The organism is Pseudomonas sp. SWRI154, from assembly GCF_014268645.1.
In the GTDB taxonomy this organism is placed as follows: Bacteria; Pseudomonadota; Gammaproteobacteria; order Pseudomonadales; family Pseudomonadaceae; genus Aquipseudomonas; species Aquipseudomonas marvdashtae.
In genome coordinates this window covers 331,761-350,540 of sequence record NZ_JABWQW010000003.1, presented here as the reverse complement: position 1 = coordinate 350,540, position 18,780 = coordinate 331,761, and the positions used below count along the sequence as shown (strand labels likewise).

Sequence of the window (18,780 nt, the reverse complement as noted above, 5' to 3'; positions counted from 1 at the left end):
GACAGCATGGGCAGCTCGCAAAAGCTGCATTTTGCCCAAGTGGGTCAGTTTTCAACCGGTAGGGTGGGTCAGTTTTGCATCGGTACTGACACCTAGCCTTGACCTTGCGCCGTGCTCGCTGCCGCTGCATCGACAAATCTTCCACGGCCGACATTCGAATCATTCGCAGAATGGGCTAAACCTTGGTGATGGCCTCGCACGTCTGGCCGCTTCATTACCGCTTGTCCCATGCCCAATCGCTGAGTTTAGCCTTGCCGTTTTAACAGCGAATCCAGCTTCCTCTTAACTCCAATCTTCGGATTCAGGCGCAGAGCCTCCTCATAACACCCGATAGCCTCGCGAGCTTGGCCAAGCGCCTCATGCGCAAGCCCCTGTACCTTCAAAGCCGTCGGCTTCCACGCTGGGTCAGCGTCCGCGCCCAGAGCTCGTGATCCAATCACCCCGGCCAGAATCCTCTCCAATTCAGACGTGGGGCATCCAGCCTGTAGCATGGCCTCGGCAGTTAGAATGACCTCCGTATAGTTGGTCGAGCTCAGCATGGCTTCATCTGCGGCGTCCTCATCCACCAGAGCCCCGTCAGGCCCGTAACGGTACTCGCCTCCTCCTGAGACCTTGACCACCAGCTGCAGCGACTTCTCATCAAACCCGATGTGCTCAAAGGCACGCTGCGGCGTCACCACGAAAAGCTCCACGCCTTCTTTGAGGTCATACAGAGCGAGCTTACGACCATTCTCCGTCGGGCTATTTGCGGTCAGGCAATACGCCAGGAGGCCATTACGAGAAATCCCACTCTGCAGAATATTTGCGGTCAGCACCTTGGTGATTATCGGTAGGCCCTGAGAAGTGAAGACGTGGAATGTGCCGGACAGCGTGCTTCCGAAATGCCAGTCTTCCAGACAAAACGTACCATTTTCTGCGACCGCTCCGTTGTTCGGTCGAGGCATCCTGGCATCGACCAAAACAGCATCGTTGGCGACATCAATAAGGACATACCTGCCCTCACCCTCCTCACGGTGCCCGCCACGCCGCCCGTCTGGCGTCGAATCGTTCCAGGAGATCACCCACGCCTTCTTAGGTGAGTACTTGTAGAGCCCGTAGTAACCACGGGTTGGCAAGGTAAGCAGTCCACCCTTGATTTCAAAGCGGGCGCTGCCGCTTGGATTCTTAGGTGGAGATTCAACGCGCACAGCTTTACGCTTCCCAAACAACCAGTCCCACATGCCCATCGCTGCCCGCCCCCCTTGGCAATGGCCTGAATATCAATGTTCAGTAAACATAGCTTGCCATGATGAAACAACCTCATGCCCTGTACGGTGGATAATCCGTGTCTGCTTGTCTGCTTGTCTGCGCAAGCGCAGCGCGCCAGTACGGCCGTCAGCCGCCAAGTGCTAAGATATGGCGAACTGCCAGCGGAGCTGGCCAACGAGATAATGAAGTAAAGGGATGTCAGTATGATCAGACGGTTTCGGCTGGAGCAGAAGTCGCTTTACGAGAAACTGGTCATTGCTCAGCGCTTGTCGGACATGCTGGAAAAATTCCTAGACGGGCGTCGGGCTCCGCTAGAGATTGGTGCTGAGCAAGGTGGTATCGAAGAGTGGGATGATGTCGTAATCGTTCATTCACGAGAGTCATTCGAGCACCTGCAAATCAAGCGTCAGAGCACGCCCTTCTGCACCAAAGACCCCGATATGCAGGTATATCTGGGCAAACTTGCAAAGCGGAGACTCACCCGCGAAAAGAACAAAGCCGCCAAAGTTGCAAAAGCCGCCAAGGGTGGCAAGGCTGCCTCCGAAGCCTTAGTTACGGACAAGCCTATTGGTGCGGGTGAAGATATTGGTGCGGACGAAGCTGTTGTTACACCGGTTGCCACAGACGATCCCGCAGATGCTGACGATGATGCTGACGCGGCCAAGGGCAGCCTTTCCGTTCTTGATTCGGCCTTTTCAAGCTTAGCCAAGCACGCTCGCGCCGGCACATTCGCCCAATTGCCTGAACGTCGATTTCAGTTGACGCTTTTAGGGGCACACCTAAGCATCAAGGACGACCTGACCGTTAACCATCTGGACGAGCTGTGTAAGCTGTGTCGCCAGGTAGGGCTCAACCCCGATGACCTGGCTAAGCGTGTCGACGGGCCGACAACCCGGGCTCATCTCTGGCTTACGACCTGGTGTGGCTTCGAAGACTGGTCGCAGATCATCGACACCCTCAAGCGTGTTACGGTCGTCTGCATCGGGAACGACGCGACATTGCAGCAGCGCTCAGTCCAATCCCTAGGCAGGCATTTCACGAATCCGGAACGCGCCCTTGAACGGCTGATTTCGGTGATCACCGCCGAGGTCTCTGACGTTTCGGCCCTGGGGTGTCACGCGATTATCCATGAGCTCAGAGACGAGCTTCGCCCCGATATCGAAACTTGGGCTCAATACCTGCTAGGGGATGAAGTCCAGCATGCTGGAAAGACCTGGTCGTTTTCTGGTACCCATGATCTCGGTGCGCTCGTCCCCCGAACAGCGCAGGGCGTCGTAGATCACCTTTGGGGCAGTGCTCCAGGGAATCGGAGGCTTAGGGTGTACGCAGCGTACGCGCCTCCCATCGGAGCAAACCTCACGCTCCCATCCGCGATATTGCGAATGGCGCTGCACCTGCCACATGGTAGTCAAAGCCTGATGCTGGGCGAGCCAGCCTGGCGCAGCAGCGTAGGCCATGAAGTCGGGCACACCCTCGGTTGCGCTGAGAGCGACCTCAAAGATCTCCCGTGGATGGAGAACGCTGAGCGGCTCGTGTGCTCCCTGGATCATGAGTTCAAGACCCTGAGTGCTGCTCGAGCGGAAGCTGCAGCGCTCGCAAGCGCCATGGACGACGCGGTGTGGCAACGACTAACTCAAACAGTCTCTACAAAACTAATAGCTGTAAAAGACCCTGCCCTTGCTGATGCTATGGAAGCGATCTGGCTGGAGTGGTTGGACGGATTCACCAAGAATCCCGAGAGCCGTCGTCAATTTCTGGAGCAGCTTCTGTATCCGGAAACGGAAGGCAAAAATGCCACCCACGCGCTTCGCCTTGGCCCTCGCACCGTAGACCTGTTGGTTAGCGCCGTCGAATTACTCTTGCTGGTCGCAGTGGGGGTTGGAGGCACAGGCACTGCCTGGAAGCACTTCCCGGATTTTGGGGAGGTGCTGAGTATTGCCCTCAAGTACTGGTCTGGCCCGGCAACTGGAGCCCCTGAAGTTCGTGAGATATCCGACGATCCGTTGATCAACGTTATCGGCCCGTCCCCTGCCCCAGTCGTGATTCTGTCGGGGGTCAGCACTCCCCCTTCAGAACTGTTGAATACAGGTATGGCTGACGATGCAGAGTCGGCCACCAGCATGGCCGCAGAACGCCGACCACATCTGCTCGTGACCCGCTCTGGAGTATTCAATCAATTGCGCTTCGGCACACTGGCCACGGTGCGGCAACACTTTAGTAAACAATTGCAAGATCGACTGCTCGCGCGCCAGTCCGCCATCGATACGAACACGAAAGGAATCTGAAATGTTAACAATCTCGGAGATGGTTGAAGCCATCTCGAATCGTGCCGAAAGTCGCTATGAGGTCTCCTATCCCGACTCGGTGGAATTGCCATCGCCGTTGACTGAGATCGCGAGCGCCGGGATGCAGCTGAAACGGGTTAATCGGGAGGGTGCCGGCTGGCGGACGGTCTTGGTCGCCGCCTTTCCCTACGACGTAGCCAAAATTCAGGGAGCGTTTCGGTGGGCGGCAGATGTCCGTGACATGCTCCCAGAGCCGCAAACTGCTGATCTCTACATGTTCATGCTCATTGAAGGTATCGAGTCTGAGGATGCTGCTCGTCTCGAGACGGACGACCGTTTCTGCAGAAAGGTAGTCGTCAGAGAGGGCGAAGACGCCGGTTCCTTTCTCGACCGTAGCTTCCTTGCAACGCTTTCGATTCCTGGCAGCTCCGACAGCATTAGTGACCCATTGTCAGCTTCCCTCAGCGCCCTTGTCCTGGCGCATACGTGGGTCAAGCCGCATCGCGATGAATGGCGCGAACTCCTGCTGTCTGGCAAATCGGGCGGCGAGATCGCTGAAGCCCTTAAGGTTTCGGCGTTTGGCGAAGAGGACGAGAAATGAATCAGTTAAAGTCCATAACGCTCTCGAACATCCGCCGGTTTGGCGCCGAAACGAAGATTGAGCTCAGCCGAGGGGCCACGATATTGCTCGCCCCTAATGGCACCGGGAAAACTGCGATCTTTGAAGCAGTCGAGTTCGCATTGACTGGCAAGATCTCTCGCCTCGACGGAAACCTTGTCCCGATCATCCGAGACTCTCAATCCATGGCCCGAGTGAGCCTTGATTTCGGTGATCTGCAAGCCAGTGCCCAAGTCAACAAAAGCGGAGACGTCGAGACAACGGGTGATCTGAGCCTTTTATTTCCCTCGAAAGATCCTGCTGACATTCCCTTTCTGCTCAGGCTCACCCACCTGCTTGATCAGCGCGAGGGTGAATGGCTAGTCAAGGCAGATCCAAAGGTCGCGGGCTCCCAGTTGGAACGGTTGCCTATTGGTAAGGACGGCAGCCAGGTAAGCTCTGCTCTCGGTAGCATCCGGCGAGCGCTCACAGAGCAGCTCAAGCAAGCGAGAGCGTCGCTGGATTCGCTGGAAGCCGAGTTTGCCGAATGGCAAAGCCTGAGCCTTGACCGAGACCAAGCGGCTGTTCAAACCCAAGGGGCGCTTCGCAGCAGGGAAAGCATTGCCGAGTCGATATCGGACATTGCCCAACAGGCGCAAAGCTTCGACCAATTGCCTTCCGGCCTGCTCGTACCGCCACTGGGCCAAGATGGGTTGGAGACGGTGCATGATGCGCTGGAGCAACTGGTTCAAAACAAGCTCGAGCGATTTCGTGAACAGATCAAGGAATTGGCTGAGGTCGACGGGCTCATAGGCCGGTTTGCGTCTGAACAAGCTCGTTCAGAGCAGCTCAGTGCCGAGTTCATCTCCGCGACGCAGGAACTGAACCAGAAGAAAGAACATCGCTCGGCGGCCGTGGCAGCCCTTGAGCAGCTTCAACGAGATTTGGTCACCGCAGAAACTGAACGCGACACGATTGCTCAGCAACTCAATCGATACGTGAATGAGACCAACGCCAAGGAGACGGTTGAACAACGCCAGCAAATGCTGGAGACAACCGACGACGCCCTCACCGTCGCTGACTCGCACGCCTCTACGGCCCGCAGAGTGCACGAAGGACACGAGCAGCTCGGTGTTCAACATGACCTGATCAATGGACAGCGCAAGACGCTGCTGCAAATAGATGCCGACCTCCTCACGGCTCAAGAACTCCTGGGTCGCTGGGAGCTGACCCTTCAGCACGTTGCAGAAGTTACCGGCACCATCAGCGGCGAGGAAGCACATGAAGAGCGCCTTAGCGAACAGCTTAGTGTTGCGCTATCAGCCAGAGCGACCGCTGAGGAAGAAGATCAGGCAGCCAAGAGTCATCATGAAAGTCTGACATCTGCGGCTGACTCAATACGCCAAGCAGTTGCAGCCATCGCGGCCCACTTGCCTCCCGACCGCGGTGATTGCCCGCTGTGTGGCGAAGAGCATGGCGCGGTCGGATTACATGAGCGTGTCGCCAAGGCACTAGCGGCTATCGACCCAAATGTCGTCGAAGCCGAACGACGTGTAAAAAAGGCCGCTGATGTTCTGCGTGACTGTACAGAGGCAGTGACGAATGCTGAGGCCGAACTCAGAGCACGCAAGCACGGGATTACTCAACTGGAGTCACAGCAGGAATACCTGACAGCGGATATCGTCGAGATCAGCTCGAACAATCTGCTCGGCGGCGATACGGTTCCCTTGGCGAAAGAGTCCATCCGGCTTCGCGTTGATGCCAATGTCGCTTCGAAACTGCAACTGGACGAGAAACAACGCAACCTCGCGCCGCGGGTAAGCTCAGAAGTCTTTGAGCAAACCAGGAACGAATACGACTCCGCTATTCGTGCAGTTGACGCTGCGCGGCAGGCCCGCTCAGAAGCCAGTAGCAGGCTGGAGCAAGCGACTGCGGCATTGGCAGCGATCACCGCCGACGCCCCGCCAGCTCAATCCTTGGAAGATCTGTCCACCGCGCAGAACCAGAACGCCAATCAGCTCGTTGAGCTAGGTGCCAAGTTGATTGCCGAGCAGTCCGCCTTGGATCGTCAGCAGGCTCAGCTGACAGATGCCACAACCGCCGCAGCTGGTTTGGAAACACAGCTGTCTGAAGTGCAAGCCCGACTGGCTACGATCAGAGCGTCCTGGCGTCAGTTCTCATTTGCTGGCGATCCCACTGCCGCGGTTGCGAGCAGCCATGAGGCTCAGTTGCAGTCCATCAGTACTGAGCTTACCAGGCACTCGGAGACGCTTCAGACCATCAAGATCGAGATTGGCGCGTGGAGCAAGATAGAGCAGGCCCGTCTCGCTCAGGGCCTTCTCGATCGAAGGCGCGGCGAGCGGACGGAAAATGAGTTCTCGACTCACCTCAACCAACAGGTCGAGTCGAAGCGAACGGGCATGCAGCGCCTATCGCAATTGTCTGCAGCAATGGAGTCACTTAACCAGTCCCTTTCCTCGGAAATCGCGAACGTCCAGAAAAACGTTCAGGCAGTGATGCCTCGGTGGCAAGCACTGCTAAAACGCGTGGTCAGGGAGCAAAGGTTCACCGGGACGAACCTGAGTTTCCGAAGCTCCTATCAGAAGGCGCGTGCTGAAGTATCTGTGCCGCTCCACGGAGGGTTAGCCCCGGTACCCTCGATAGCCAGTGAGGCTCAACTGACGGATCTGCAACTGACGTTCCTGCTGTCAATGGCCTTGGAACATCAGTGGTCTCCGTGGCGCGGACTCCTCCTTGATGACCCCACACAGCATCACGACCTAGTGCATGCCGCGTCCGTCTTTGATGTGCTTCGCGACTACATCATCGATCATGGCTTCCAGGTGGTCATCGCCACCCACGATGCCCTTCAGGCCCGTTACTTCATGCGCAAACTGCAAAATGATGGGATCGAAGCACGCATATGGTCACTTGCTCCCACCCCTGAGGGCGTAACTGCGGTGGAAACCCCTTGGCCGGGTAGAAGCCAGATCACAATTGATGAGCAGTCACCACCAGCGCTCGACGATGTGTGAGCAGTAAAGAGGATCTGAATGCTGAAGCGGCCGTGCCGGGTGTTGATCCGGCACGGTCAAATACTCCCCACGCCGCCGGCGGCAATTCAGACTCGCTGCGGCCCAATCACTGCCTCCCAGCCTCCAAACTCATCAGCTACTACATCACAACATCGCGCAAAGTTCGCTCTGCCTTAACTAAATAATCTTTTCAAATCGATTGCTCCGGCTTCCGCTCCATAGGCATCATGGGATGAAACAACAATAAAAGAACGATATCCATGTCAGGCAAGCTTTGCTCCCGTCAAATCCAAAAAGGGTGATCATGAGGTGGCTAGCCATGTCATCGGTAAGGCGGAAAGTCGGCTGCTCAGTAAATTTCAGTCGTTTGGTTACTCTTGTGCTGGGTAGATGCTATGGCCAAGGATGGGTCTGACAACGGACGATCCACCACCGCTCTTTTGTCGTTCGATGCTGAGGTGGCTGCGTCAGGATTTGACCTGTATGACCCGGTGCGCATATTTGACGGCTCCCAGCTGGAAGATACGTATGTACATAGCCTGGCGTGTGCTGGGTAGCGTAGAACGTACCATTGCTGCGCAACTCGATTTTACTTACAACACTGGGCTACCGCTCACATCCGATGATGCTCCAGCAGAAAGTCAACAAACACCCGCACCCGCGCAGGCATTGCTGCGCCTCCAACGAAGACTGCATGAATCGGCTCACGATCTCCGGGATTCCAGCTATCCAGTAGCTGCACCAAATCGCCGCGCCGCAGATCCTCGGCCACGCTGAACTCGCCGATACGTGCGATGCCGGCGCCTACGCGTGCGAATTGCGCCAGCGCCTCTCCGCTGCTGCATTCAATGTTGCCGCTGACCTTCAGGGAAAATTCTTTGCCGTCGCGGGTGAACGGCCAGTTCGGTTCAGCGCGACGGAAATTGAAGCGCAAGCAGTTGTGCCGCAGCAGGTCTTCCGGTTCCATGGGTGTGCCATGGCGCTCTAAATACTCTGGCGACGCTACCACCACCTGGCCGGTGTCGCCGATCCTGCGCGCTGTCAGCGGGCTGTCGGGTAGATAGCCGAACCGCACCGCCACGTCGGCCTGGCCACCGAGAATATCGACCACTTCATCGCCTAGGGTAAGGTCGACGACGATGTTCGGATAGCGAGCGCTGAATGCTGCCACCAAGGGAACGATCGCCTGGCGCCCGTGGCCGAGGGCTGCACTGACCCGCAGACGGCCCTTTGGCACGCCCTGGTCGGCGATGGCGTCTTCGACCTCGGCCATGTCGGCCAGGATACGCCGGGCACCGCGCAGGTAAGCCTCGCCCTCGGCGGTGAAAGTGATCGCTCGAGTGGTGCGCAACAGCAACCGGGTGCCAAGACGATGTTCGGTACGCGCAATGATCCGACTGACCGCCGAAGGTGTCAGGCCCAATGCTCGGGCGGCGGCCGACAAGCTGCCCTCCTGCGCCACCGTGGCGAAAATCGTCATTTCACCTGATCTACCGTTGAAGTCCATTTGTGCTCCGTAGGCAAAGGTCTTTGCCAGAAATGCTATCTACCGCCTGAAAAGGCCGCATCGTAGCATTTGCTGCACAGATGAGGAGACTTCCATGCGTATCAATCCACCACTTGTCGCACTCGCCATCGGTGCCTTTGGCATCGGCGTGACCGAGTTTGCCCCCATGGGCATGTTGCCGGGCATCGCTGCGGATCTCGGCGTTTCCATTCCCGCCGCGGGTCTGTTGGTCAGTGCTTACGCCTTGGGCGTACTGCTCGGCGCGCCGCTGATGACCCTGACCACCGGGAGGATTCCGCGGCGCTACCTGCTGATCGGACTCATGGCGATTTTCACCGTGGGAAATCTGATGTCAGCCCTGGCGACCGATTACTACAGCCTGATGTTCGCCAGGGTGGTGACCTCACTGAACCACGGTGCCTTCTTTGGCGTTGGCTCTATCGTCGCTGCCAGCGTGGTCGCCCCACAGAAACGTGCCGGGGCGGTCGCGGCCATGTTCATGGGCCTGACCCTGGCGACCATCGGCGGTGTGCCGCTTGCCGCCTGGTTTGGCGAATTGTTTGGCTGGCGCAGCGCATTCTGGGGGATTACCGGCCTGGGCGTAGTGACTATGGCCGCGTTGTGGTTCGCCCTGCCCAACCTGCCGGCACCGCAAGGAAAAGGTGTGCTGGCCGAAATCCGGGTGCTGGGCCGTGGGCCGGTACTGGGAGCGTTGGCCCTGACCGTAGTCGGTTCAGGTGCGATGTTCACCGTTTTCACTTATATCGCCCCGATCCTGACCAGTGAGACTCATGCATCCACTACCTTTATCACTGCCATGCTGGTGCTGTTCGGTGTGGGGCTGACGCTGGGCAATATGTGGGGCGGCAAGGCCGCGGATCGCTCGATAGACCGCACCCTGATCGTTTCGCTGAGCGTGCTGATTCTCGTGCTGCTGGCGTTCACCGTGCTGATGCGCTGGCCACTGCCGGCCGCAGTTGCCATCTTGATCTGGGGCATCGCCAGTTTTGCCTTGGTGCCTCCATTGCAAATGCGCGTGATGGAAGCCGCCAAGGACGCACCGAATCTGGCCTCGGCAGTGAATATCGGTGCCTTCAACTTCGGCAACGCGATCGGTGCAGCGCTCGGCGGCGCGGTGATCAACGCGGGGTTGGGTTATCCAGCAATTTCGCTGGCCGGAGCGGCAATGGCGGGTCTGGGGTTGCTGATGGTGTTGGCTTTTGCCTGGCGTTCCAGGGTTGTTGCGGCTGAGGCGGTGTGACGAAACCAGCCCCCCTGCTCTGCTCTCTGCACAACACTTGGAGCGCGCGCTGAAGGTCGCTCCAGGCTGGGCTAATCCAAGCACTCAACCACCCCCTGATCCTCCCCCAGAAACCCGCCGCTCTGGTGGTGCCACAATCGCGCATAGGTGCCGTTCTTGCCGAGCAATTCGGCGTGGGTGCCTTGCTCGATGATCCGCCCTTCATCCATGACGATGAGCCTGTCCATCGCCGCGATCGTGGACAGCCGATGAGCGATGGCGATCACCGTCTTGCCCTTCATCATTTCATCCAGGCTTTCCTGGATGGCTACCTCGACTTCCGAATCCAGCGCGCTGGTGGCCTCGTCCAGCAGCAGGATCGGGGCATTTTTCAGCATCACTCGGGCAATGGCGATGCGCTGACGCTGGCCGCCCGAAAGCTTGATGCCACGCTCGCCCACCAGGGTGTCGTAACCGCTATGGCCTTGCTTGTCGCTCAGTTGATTGATGAAACCATCCGCCTGGGCGCTGGCCGCGGCACTGCGTATTTCCTCATCCGTGGCGTCGGGGCGACCGTAGGCAATGTTGTCGCGGATGGACCGGTGCAACAGGGACGTGTCCTGAGTGACCATACCGATGGCGCTGCGCAGACTGTCTTGGGTGACCTGCGCGATGTTTTGCCCGTCGATTCGAATCTCACCGCTGTCCACGTCGTAGAAGCGCAGCAGCAGGTTGATCAGCGTGGATTTGCCGGCACCGGAGCGACCTACCAGGCCGATCTTTTCACCTGCTCGGATGCTCAGGCTCAGGCCATCAAGCACCTGGCGTTCGCCGTTGTAATTGAAGCTGACGTGGTCGAAGGTCACCGCACCGCCGGTGGTCACCAGCACACCGGCGTCCGGCGCATCCTGAACCTTGGGGCCGCGCGTCAAGGTCTCCATGCCATCCTGCAGCGTGCCGATGTTTTCAAACAGCGAAGTCATCTGCCACATGATCCAGTGCGACATGCCATTGATGCGCAACGCCATGGCCGTAATCGCCGCCACGGCACCGGTTCCGACTTCGCCTTGATGCCATAGCCACAGCGCATAACCGCCCGAACCCATGATCAATGCGACGACCAAGGCTTGATTGACGATCTCGAACTGGCTGACCAAGCGCATCTGGCGAAAACCGGTTTGCTTGAAATCTTCCATGGCAGCGCGAGCGAAGTGTGCTTCGCGTTTGGAGTGGGAGAACAGCTTCACCGTGGTGATGTTGGTATAGGCGTCCGAGACCCGCCCGGTCATTGATGACCGCGCGTTGGCCTGCTCCTGCCCCACCTTCTCGAGGCGCGGCACGAAGTACCGCATGGCCAGGCCGAACAACGCCACCCAGGCAATGAAAGGCAGCATCAGCTTCAGGTCAAAGCCGCCGGCCAGGGCGATGATCGCGATGAAATACACGCCGATCCCGGGAACGATCTCGATGAGGGTGAACAGCACCTCGCGCACCGACAGCGCCGTTTGCATGACCTTGGTGGTGACCCGGCCGGAGAATTCATCCGAGAAGAACGAAAGGCTCTGCCGCAGCATCAGCCGATGAAAATCCCAGCGCAGCCGCAGCGGCAAATTGATCGCCAATACCTGGTGCTGCACCATCGTGCGCAACGCGACCAGCCCGATGCTGGTCACCAGCATGATGCCGATGCCCCACAACACCCGGCTCTCCTGCCCCGCCGCATCGCCGCCAGCCTGCCAGGTCGAAAGCAGGTCGACGACCTGTCCGAGAAACGAAAAAAGCCAGGCTTCGTAGATCGACACACCGGCACTGAGCAGCGCGAAGGCAAGGATATAACCGCGGGCGCCCCGCGTGCAGGCCCACAGGAACCGCGCCAGACCATCCGGTGGTGGCGGCACCTCGTCGGGCGGAAAAGGGTCGAGCCGTTGTTCAAATGCGTGAAGCATGGTGTCTCCATGACGATCCAATAAGGAGATTGGCAGCTAGAGATTGCTTTGAAGGGTTTGGATGGAGGGCAAGATTATCCGTTCAAAGATTTTTCCATGACGACTGTGCGCTCCGCGCCGTGAAACGCGTCGCGAACCTTGCGAAAACCCAGGGAGCAATAAAACGCTTCTGCCGTGATCGAGGAAGGGACTCGCAACCATTCAACGGAGTAGACCATGAAATATCTATCGTTTGGCAAGACTGGGCTCAGGGTTTCCCAAGTCGCCCTCGGCATCGGCAATTTTGGCACGGGCTGGAGACACCCAGGTGGTTGCATAATTCAGCCATCATCGATGGGCGTCTTCTCGCCCATTTAAGGCGGCGGTATTGGGCGGCGCATATGTCTCGCCTGCGCGTTTGACATGTTCCTGTCAGCCGACCGTCACCCTGAGGTCAGATCCTCTCCCCTAAAGTACTTCCTGGCAGCCCCTGCGGTGCCGCGACCAGGCCCCGTCGCTTTAGCTGAAACTCTTGCCATCAGCCGGAAGGAGAAACGCAATGAGCCATCCTGATGCGCACGTCAGCGCTCTCGAGCAATTTACCTGGCAATCGACACTCGACAGCAATCTGGACAGGAAAGGCCTGTTGCTCCGGCTGTTCGCCGAACAGCGATTCATGGCCGCGCAAGTGCGCGCCTGCAAGCTTGATCACAAGGATTACCTGCTTTCGCTGATTGATCCGGCATCGACGACGAACGACGACACTTGGCACTCATCAAGCGTCGATAGCCACCGAATGCGGAGCGTTATCACCGAAGCGGCAAGGAAAGCTCATTGGGGCACGCTCCCAAGACATGGTCGGGCGCAAGGCATCGCCGCCCACTATGACGCGCAAACCTGCATGGCGGTCGTACTCGATATCGAGGTGAGCGACGAAGGCCGCTTGATCATTCATGACGCGGTCGTGGTTGCGGACTTGGGTTGCTTGGCAAATTCTGGTCGCGTGCGCTCGCAGCTCGAAGGCGCTTGTCTGATGGGAATAGCGTTTGTAACGTCCTGCGATTTTGATCCGACCACCGGAGACGCCCGGGCTAAACCTGCCTATCGTACCCGCTGGCCACTGGTCTCTTGGCTGCCAGGACAGATCGCGGTGCACCTGATCAATCCCACCGGGGCTCGCGAAGCCGGCCAGCCCAGCCAGACCAGTTACGCACCTGTTGCCCGGGCCCTGTGCAATGCTATTTTGAGGGCTACGGGTAACGGGGCGGTCCGGATCCAGTCACTCGAAAGATCGAACGTAAATTAACTCGCAGTTCCGCCGGGCTTGATAGTCGGCCATGCGAAAAACCTTCGCTCAAACGGCTGCTTTGGCCGGGAAATATCGCGGGTAATCCGTGAACCCTTGTTCATCTCCGCCGTACAGCCCCGTGGTGTTCAGGGCATTCAACGGCCAGCCATTGGCGATGCGCCGTGGCAGGTCGGGGTTGGCGATAAATGGCCGACCGAACGCAACCAGATCGGCCATGCCTGACTCGATCAGGCGCGCCGCGCGGGGGGCGGTGTACAACCCGGCATAGATAATCCGTCCGGTGAAGGTACTTCTTACCTCACGGCGAAATGCTTCGGGCAGGTCCGGAGCGTTCGGCCAATCGGCTTCGGCGATGGACAGGTAGGCTACGCCCTCTTGCTCAAGCAACTTGATGGCTTCGATGTACGTCTGATGCGGGTCGTCCTCGACGAAGCCAATGTAGACGCGGTCTTCTTCGGTACTTGAGAACAGCGGCGAGAAGCGCACACCCAGGCGATCGGGGCCGACCACCGCGCTGACAGCTTGCACGACCTCACGCAAGAAACGCAGGCGATTGTGCAGCGAACCGCCGTATTCATCGGTGCGCAGGTTGGCATGGGCGGAAATGAACTGGTTGACCAGATAGCCGTTGGCCGAGTGGATTTCGACGCCATCGAACCCGGCGCTCAAGGCGTTGCGCGCGGCCTGGGCGTAGAGTTCGACCAGCGCCTTGATTTCGGCAACGCTCAGCTCCCGGGGGATGGACGGCTCGACCAGCGTGCCGAGGCCTGGACCGGTTTCGATAAACGCCTTGGCTTTCTGCGCCTGGACCGGCGACGGCGCGATGGGAGCGGCTTTGTCCGGTTGCAGTGCGTGATGGGACACGCGGCCGACATGCCACAGCTGGGCAAAGATCACCCCGCCTTCAGCGTGCACGGCCTCGGTCACGGTGCGCCAGCCATCGATCTGCGCTTGGCTGTGGATGCCCGGCGTCCAGGCATAGCCCTTGCCGCGGGGTTCGATCTGGGTGCCTTCGCTGATGATCAAGCCAGCGCTGGCACGCTGCTGGTAATAGCGCGCCATAAGGAGCGTCGGTACGTCGCCGGGCTGGCTACTGCGCTGGCGGGTAAGCGGCGGCATGACGATGCGGTTCTTCAGGGTGATAGCGCCCATTGAAGTGGGCTCGAACAGCGAGCGGTGTTCCATGATTCGATTCCTGGGTGCGTCAGTCTCGGCGGCTCGAAGACCGCCCGGGCTGGGTATCTGCAGTTGAGGTATTCGTCGAGGCCATGGGCCGAGCCTTCGCGGCCGCGGCCCTGGCCCCGTCTTCAGACGTTGTTGAGCAGGTCTATCAGGGCCGTCGCGGCTTCGCTTGAAGACCCCGGGTTCTGGCCGGTGATCAGCAGGCCGTCCCGAACCACGTAGGAAGACCAGTCAGCGCCTTTGGAATAAACGCCGCCGTTGGCCTTGAGCATGTCCTCCACCAGGAACGGCACTACGTCGGTCAGGCCCACCGCCTCTTCTTCGGAATTGGTAAAGCCAGCGACTTTTTTGCCCTGAACCAGCGGAGTGCCGTCAGGCTTCTTGACGTGGCGGAGCACGCCAGGTGCGTGGCACACCAACGCCGCGGGTTTGCCGGCGGATTGGAAGGATTCGATCAACTGGATCGAGACCGGATCCTCCGCCAGATCCCACAGCGGGCCATGACCACCCGGATAGAAGACAGCATCGAAATCGTCTGGCGAGACACTGTCCAGACGCACGGTGCTGGCGAGCAATGCGGTGGCCGCACGGTCAGCCTCGAAACGGCGAGTCAGCTCAGTCTGGAACGAAGGCTCGTTACTCTTCGGATCAAGCGGCGGCTGCCCACCTTTTGGCGAAGCCAGGACGATCTCAGCGTTGGCGTCCAGGAACGCGTAGTAAGGCGCCGCCAGTTCTTCGAGCCAGAAGCCGGTTTTACGGCCGGTGTCGCCAAGAGTGTCGTGGGAAGTCAGTACCATGAGGATTTTCATTTTTGGATCGTCCAATTTCAGATAGAGAGTTTATTAGACTGGTCGTCTAGTAGCTGGGCAGATCGGAAGTTGCTAGGCCGTCTCGACGTGTGGCTACCTTAATGACAATTAGACCAGTCGTCTAGTTGTCTTTTAGTTTTTTTTTGCGATCGTTTTACTGGAGGTTTTGGAGATGTATCGAGACCGCGAGGAACGCGGCCCGCCAACAAAGATCAGGAAAGGTTGAGAATCTGACGCGTCGTCGACATCGCCGTCTCAAAAGGCTGGACACTCTTGGTTATTTTCACCATGACACTGGCGCCGACCCACAATTGATAAAGGCTCTGCGCGACCGCATGGGGTTCCCCGGCGGTTTCCAGTGATCCTTGCGCGACGCCGGTCTCGATCGCCTGCGCAATGCGGTCGGTAATACCCGACGTACCTCGCTTGAGCACTGCGCGCATCGTCTCCGAAAGGTCGGCCACCTCCACGCCCAGTTTTACCGCCAGGCATTTACCCTGGCAGTCCTGGAACGATTGGGTTTGCTGCCAGATGTCCCAGTATTTCATCAGGCGCTGGGCCATGGTCAGGCCAGGCAACGCCAGGACTTCATCCAGCTCGGCCAGATAGGCCTCGAAATAGCTTTCCAGCAGCGCCTCGCCGAAAGCGTCCTTTGAACCGAAGTAATGGTAAAAAGACCCTTTCGGCACACCAGCGGTAGCCAGGATTTCGTTCAAGCCCACGGCGGAATATCCTTTCGCGGCCATGATTCGTTGGCCTACATCGAGGATTTCCTGGCGGACGTCGGTGGTTTCGCGGGTCTTTGGGCGGCTCATGGGCGGCATCTTATTCTTTACTAGACGATCAGTCTACCAGGGGCTCAAGTGCCCTCCTCCACTTGGCCCCGACAGGGCGATCAGGGGAAAGGCGCACGATCTGAAAACGCCGCCCCCTCAATATGGTAGACCGTCGGTTCTTCGGAAAAATATTCCTCCAAGCCCATCATGAACACCCGATGGTCTTCGCTCTCTTCAAAACCTGGCGTGTGGTCCTCAAGCGATTGCCATCGCACGATCAGGTTGAACTGCTCGGGCGTTTCAATCCCTTGCGCCAGCAAGTGGCCGCAGTAACCCTTTGCGCGGGTAAGCAAGGGAGCGACCTTGGCAAATGCACCTTTGAACGTTTCAATGCGTTCTTTGTGAACAGGCAGCAGAGCGATCTCGTAGATCATGGCGTTTCTCCAGACTGATTTGATGACTGCGCACTCATGGGATGAGCGATGGCTCGACTGCAATCGCGATTTTTCCCTGGAGACCGTTGTTGGGGCTCTCCAGCCGCGCATGGGCGAGCGCGAGGTCGGCAAGTGAATAGACGGCGCCGACGTGCGGGCGCAGCTGACCGCGCTCTATCAGGGTGCTCAACTCGTCCAGCTTGCCGCGGTTCTGTCGAGTGAAAACGAAGTGATAACTCGCGTTCTTGCCCCAGGCCTGGATGACGTTTTGTGGCTGGGCAATGTCCACGATGCTGACAACCCGGCCAAGTTGAGCGAGGGCGTCGGGGCTGCGCGATAATGTGTTGCCGCCGATGGTGTCAAACACCACATCGACGCCGCGGCCATTGGTTAGCCGATTGATTGCGTCGACGTAATCCTCCTTTTCGTAGTCGATGAGCACATCGGCCCCCATGCTTCGTGCAAATTCAAAGTTCGCTTCTCGCACCGTCGTGAAGACCCTCGCTCCAATGGCCTTCGCCAACTGGATCGCTACATGACCGACGCCTCCCGCGCCGCCGTGTATCAGAATGCTCTCGCCCACTTTGAGCGCTGCCCGCACGACCAGTGCTTCCCACGCCGTGCCGCCAACCAAAGTCAGGCTCGCCGCCTCAAGATGGCTCAGCGAGGCGGGCTTCTTGCCGACAATGCTTTCGGCAGCAACGTGGTACTCGGCATAACTTCCTGGCCCTTCAAATATTTGCGGGGTATACCAGACTTCGTCTCCTGGAACGAAGGCCGTCACACCCGGCCCGACGGCTTCGACGACGCCAGATACGTCGTGGCCGGTAATGGTCGGCAGCGGCACCAGGTCGGCGTAATCACCCCGTCGAACCTGGAAATCCAACGGGTTGATAGAGGTCGCGTGGACTCGGACCAAGACTTGTCCCGATTGGGGGACGGGCTTGGGTACGTCGCTGAGCTCGAACGATTCAGGGCCGCCAAATGATTTCAGGATCATCGCTTTCATGGGTGTTTCCTCGTATCGACAAAAAGGGATATCGAGATATCTCGATATATCGTGGTAAAAAATTACAGCTCTTTTCCAATGATCTCGGCCAGGGCGCTGATGGTTGCTTCATTCCGTTTGTAGTAAGTCCACTGACCGATGCGCCTGACCTCTACCAGGCCCACTCGTTGCAACGTGGCCAGGTAACCGGACACCGTTGATTGCGAGAGTCCGATGCCCTCTTGAATACTGCTGACGCAGACTCCCACCGTGAGAACGTCACCCTCATCCTGCGGAGGGAAGTTCTTTGCGGGATCCTTCAAGCCTTTCAAGATTTCAAGGCGGGTAGGATTCGAGAGGGCTTTGAATATTTCGATCAGTTCCATACGCCGAGGATATCGAGATTTTTCGATATGTCAATACACCTGCAACTGGCGCAACTCTCCGCCCTGTTCCTTGAGGCGCTCCAGATACACATCAGCGTTCAGCAATTGATAAGGGAAATGGAGCCCCGGTGAAGTCGGCGGCTGGCCGTCCAACCCAGTCAGTCGCTCCAGGAGCATAGCGACGCTGAGGCCGGTCAGTGGCGCCGTACCCGCAGGGTGAATCACGGCGTGACGTGTGCGCAGCGGCTCACCCTTAAGGCCTTCGCCCGCGAGTTCGATGATGATCTCGGTCGACATTGGCTTACCCTGGCGTCGGGTTGAACTCACGCCGATGCCAATGTTGAACTGGACGTTGGCGGCGCCCGTCGCGGCGGCGAGGCCGGCGACGTCGATGGACGAGAAACCAGCGGCTTCGATTTCCGTGCCATCTATTGCCTGGAACCTGCTCTTGGCATCTTCGCCTTCGCGCCAGATGAACACACCGTCACGCCGCGTCAGTGCCGCTGGCAGCATTTTATTCAGGTGTTCAAAATCGCTGGCGACGGTCGGGCCGCCGGTGTCCTGCTCGTCGACCAGCGCGTTTATGCTGATAGCGTTGATGCGGCTGAACGCCCGGCCAATGCTCAGCGCCGATACGGTCGTCGCGCCTGTCATCCACTCGTAACCGAGGACAATCGGCGATGCGTCAGGCGTGTGCATATACATTGCGATTTCCGGCGCGATCTCGAAGACTCCGGAGGAAATGCTGAGGTGCGGCACCCGCCGTTTTTGCGCATAACGCAATCCAACAAGCGCGTGGTCCATATAGAAAACCACGACGGCGCTGATCGGGCGATCGCCGAGCCCCAGGTCGTCGGCGGTGGAATCAATCACCACGCCCTGCGCCCCACTCATCTGCTCGGCGGCCCGCTGGGCCTTGGCAAGATCGCGACCGCCAATCAACAGCGGCACGTCGGGATGGATCGCGCGCAGGGCGCGGGCAGTATGATGGCCAATGGCGCCAGAGCCGCCCATGAATAAGATAGGATCAAGTGACATTGCGAATTCTCCTCGTTTCC

Annotated in this window: 15 protein-coding genes and 1 pseudogene; 5 read left to right on the top strand and 11 right to left on the bottom strand. The window is 58.6% G+C overall.

The features are described from left to right. Nucleotides 1–245 precede the first annotated feature (245 nt). The gene (locus HU806_RS26455) at nucleotides 246–1,226 is read right to left on the bottom strand and encodes a tetratricopeptide repeat protein (protein WP_238350115.1); all 981 of its coding nucleotides are present in this window, start codon (nucleotides 1,224–1,226) and stop codon (nucleotides 246–248) included. 225 nt (nucleotides 1,227–1,451) lie between these two features. Between HU806_RS26455 and HU806_RS05020 the strand changes: the two genes are divergently transcribed. The 3 genes from HU806_RS05020 to HU806_RS05010 are packed head-to-tail and all read left to right on the top strand — an operon-like array spanning nucleotide 1,452 to nucleotide 7,166. Beyond that, nucleotides 1,452–3,533: an ABC-three component system protein gene (locus HU806_RS05020; protein WP_186610324.1), complete on the top strand. Its 2,082-nt coding sequence runs from the start codon at nucleotides 1,452–1,454 to the stop codon at nucleotides 3,531–3,533. Nucleotide 3,534: 1 nt separating this feature from the next. Continuing rightward, nucleotides 3,535–4,134, top strand: a complete 600-nt coding sequence (locus HU806_RS05015; RefSeq protein ID WP_186610323.1) for an ABC-three component system middle component 1 — start codon at nucleotides 3,535–3,537, stop codon at nucleotides 4,132–4,134. After that, the gene (locus tag HU806_RS05010; RefSeq protein ID WP_186610322.1) at nucleotides 4,131–7,166 is read left to right on the top strand and encodes an AAA family ATPase; all 3,036 of its coding nucleotides are present in this window, start codon (nucleotides 4,131–4,133) and stop codon (nucleotides 7,164–7,166) included. The genes HU806_RS05015 and HU806_RS05010 overlap by 4 nt, the downstream gene beginning before the upstream one ends. 613 nt (nucleotides 7,167–7,779) lie before the next feature. Here the strand turns inward: HU806_RS05010 and HU806_RS05005 are convergent. Next, nucleotides 7,780–8,673 (bottom strand): LysR family transcriptional regulator, encoded by an 894-nt coding sequence (locus HU806_RS05005; protein WP_186610321.1) that lies wholly within the window; start codon nucleotides 8,671–8,673, stop codon nucleotides 7,780–7,782. Between the two features lie 94 nt (nucleotides 8,674–8,767). Here HU806_RS05005 and HU806_RS05000 point away from each other — a divergent pair, with 94 nt between their 5' ends. Continuing rightward, nucleotides 8,768–9,934, top strand: a complete 1,167-nt coding sequence (locus tag HU806_RS05000; protein ID WP_186610320.1) for an MFS transporter — start codon at nucleotides 8,768–8,770, stop codon at nucleotides 9,932–9,934. Nucleotides 9,935–10,005: 71 nt separating this feature from the next. Here the strand turns inward: HU806_RS05000 and HU806_RS04995 are convergent, their stop codons facing one another. Both HU806_RS04995 and HU806_RS04990 read right to left on the bottom strand, forming a co-directional pair. Continuing rightward, entirely contained in the window at nucleotides 10,006–11,859 is a 1,854-nt protein-coding gene (locus HU806_RS04995) for an ABC transporter ATP-binding protein (protein WP_186610319.1), read from the bottom strand. A 74-nt stretch (nucleotides 11,860–11,933) separates the two neighbouring features. Beyond that, nucleotides 11,934–12,065, bottom strand: a pseudogene (locus HU806_RS04990) (N-acetyltransferase); the annotation flags it as partial. A 332-nt stretch (nucleotides 12,066–12,397) separates the two neighbouring features. Here HU806_RS04990 and HU806_RS04985 point away from each other — a divergent pair. Then, on the top strand, nucleotides 12,398–13,144 hold the full coding sequence (locus tag HU806_RS04985) for a molybdopterin-dependent oxidoreductase (RefSeq protein WP_186610318.1): 747 nt from the start codon (nucleotides 12,398–12,400) through the stop codon (nucleotides 13,142–13,144). A 48-nt stretch (nucleotides 13,145–13,192) separates the two neighbouring features. Here HU806_RS04985 and HU806_RS04980 read toward each other — a convergent pair whose 3' ends face one another. From HU806_RS04980 to HU806_RS04950, 7 genes are all read right to left on the bottom strand, one after another. Continuing rightward, nucleotides 13,193–14,332 (bottom strand): alkene reductase, encoded by a 1,140-nt coding sequence (locus HU806_RS04980; RefSeq protein ID WP_186610317.1) that lies wholly within the window; start codon nucleotides 14,330–14,332, stop codon nucleotides 13,193–13,195. A 122-nt stretch (nucleotides 14,333–14,454) separates the two neighbouring features. Beyond that, on the bottom strand, nucleotides 14,455–15,138 hold the full coding sequence (locus tag HU806_RS04975) for a type 1 glutamine amidotransferase domain-containing protein (protein WP_186610316.1): 684 nt from the start codon (nucleotides 15,136–15,138) through the stop codon (nucleotides 14,455–14,457). A gap of 212 nt (nucleotides 15,139–15,350) precedes the next feature. Beyond that, nucleotides 15,351–15,953 carry a TetR/AcrR family transcriptional regulator gene (locus HU806_RS04970; protein ID WP_186610315.1) on the bottom strand — a complete coding sequence of 201 codons (603 nt, stop codon included), beginning with the start codon at nucleotides 15,951–15,953 and terminating at the stop codon, nucleotides 15,351–15,353. Nucleotides 15,954–16,033: 80 nt separating this feature from the next. Next, nucleotides 16,034–16,348 carry an antibiotic biosynthesis monooxygenase family protein gene (locus tag HU806_RS04965; protein WP_186610314.1) on the bottom strand — a complete coding sequence of 105 codons (315 nt, stop codon included), beginning with the start codon at nucleotides 16,346–16,348 and terminating at the stop codon, nucleotides 16,034–16,036. 34 nt (nucleotides 16,349–16,382) lie between these two features. Next, entirely contained in the window at nucleotides 16,383–17,357 is a 975-nt protein-coding gene (locus HU806_RS04960) for a zinc-dependent alcohol dehydrogenase family protein (RefSeq protein ID WP_186610313.1), read from the bottom strand. A gap of 62 nt (nucleotides 17,358–17,419) precedes the next feature. Then, nucleotides 17,420–17,722 carry an ArsR/SmtB family transcription factor gene (locus tag HU806_RS04955; RefSeq protein ID WP_186610312.1) on the bottom strand — a complete coding sequence of 101 codons (303 nt, stop codon included), beginning with the start codon at nucleotides 17,720–17,722 and terminating at the stop codon, nucleotides 17,420–17,422. Between the two features lie 30 nt (nucleotides 17,723–17,752). After that, a complete protein-coding gene (locus tag HU806_RS04950) occupies nucleotides 17,753–18,760 on the bottom strand; it encodes an NAD(P)-dependent oxidoreductase (protein ID WP_186610311.1) in 1,008 nt (335 codons plus the stop codon). Between the last annotated feature and the right edge of the window lie 20 nt (nucleotides 18,761–18,780).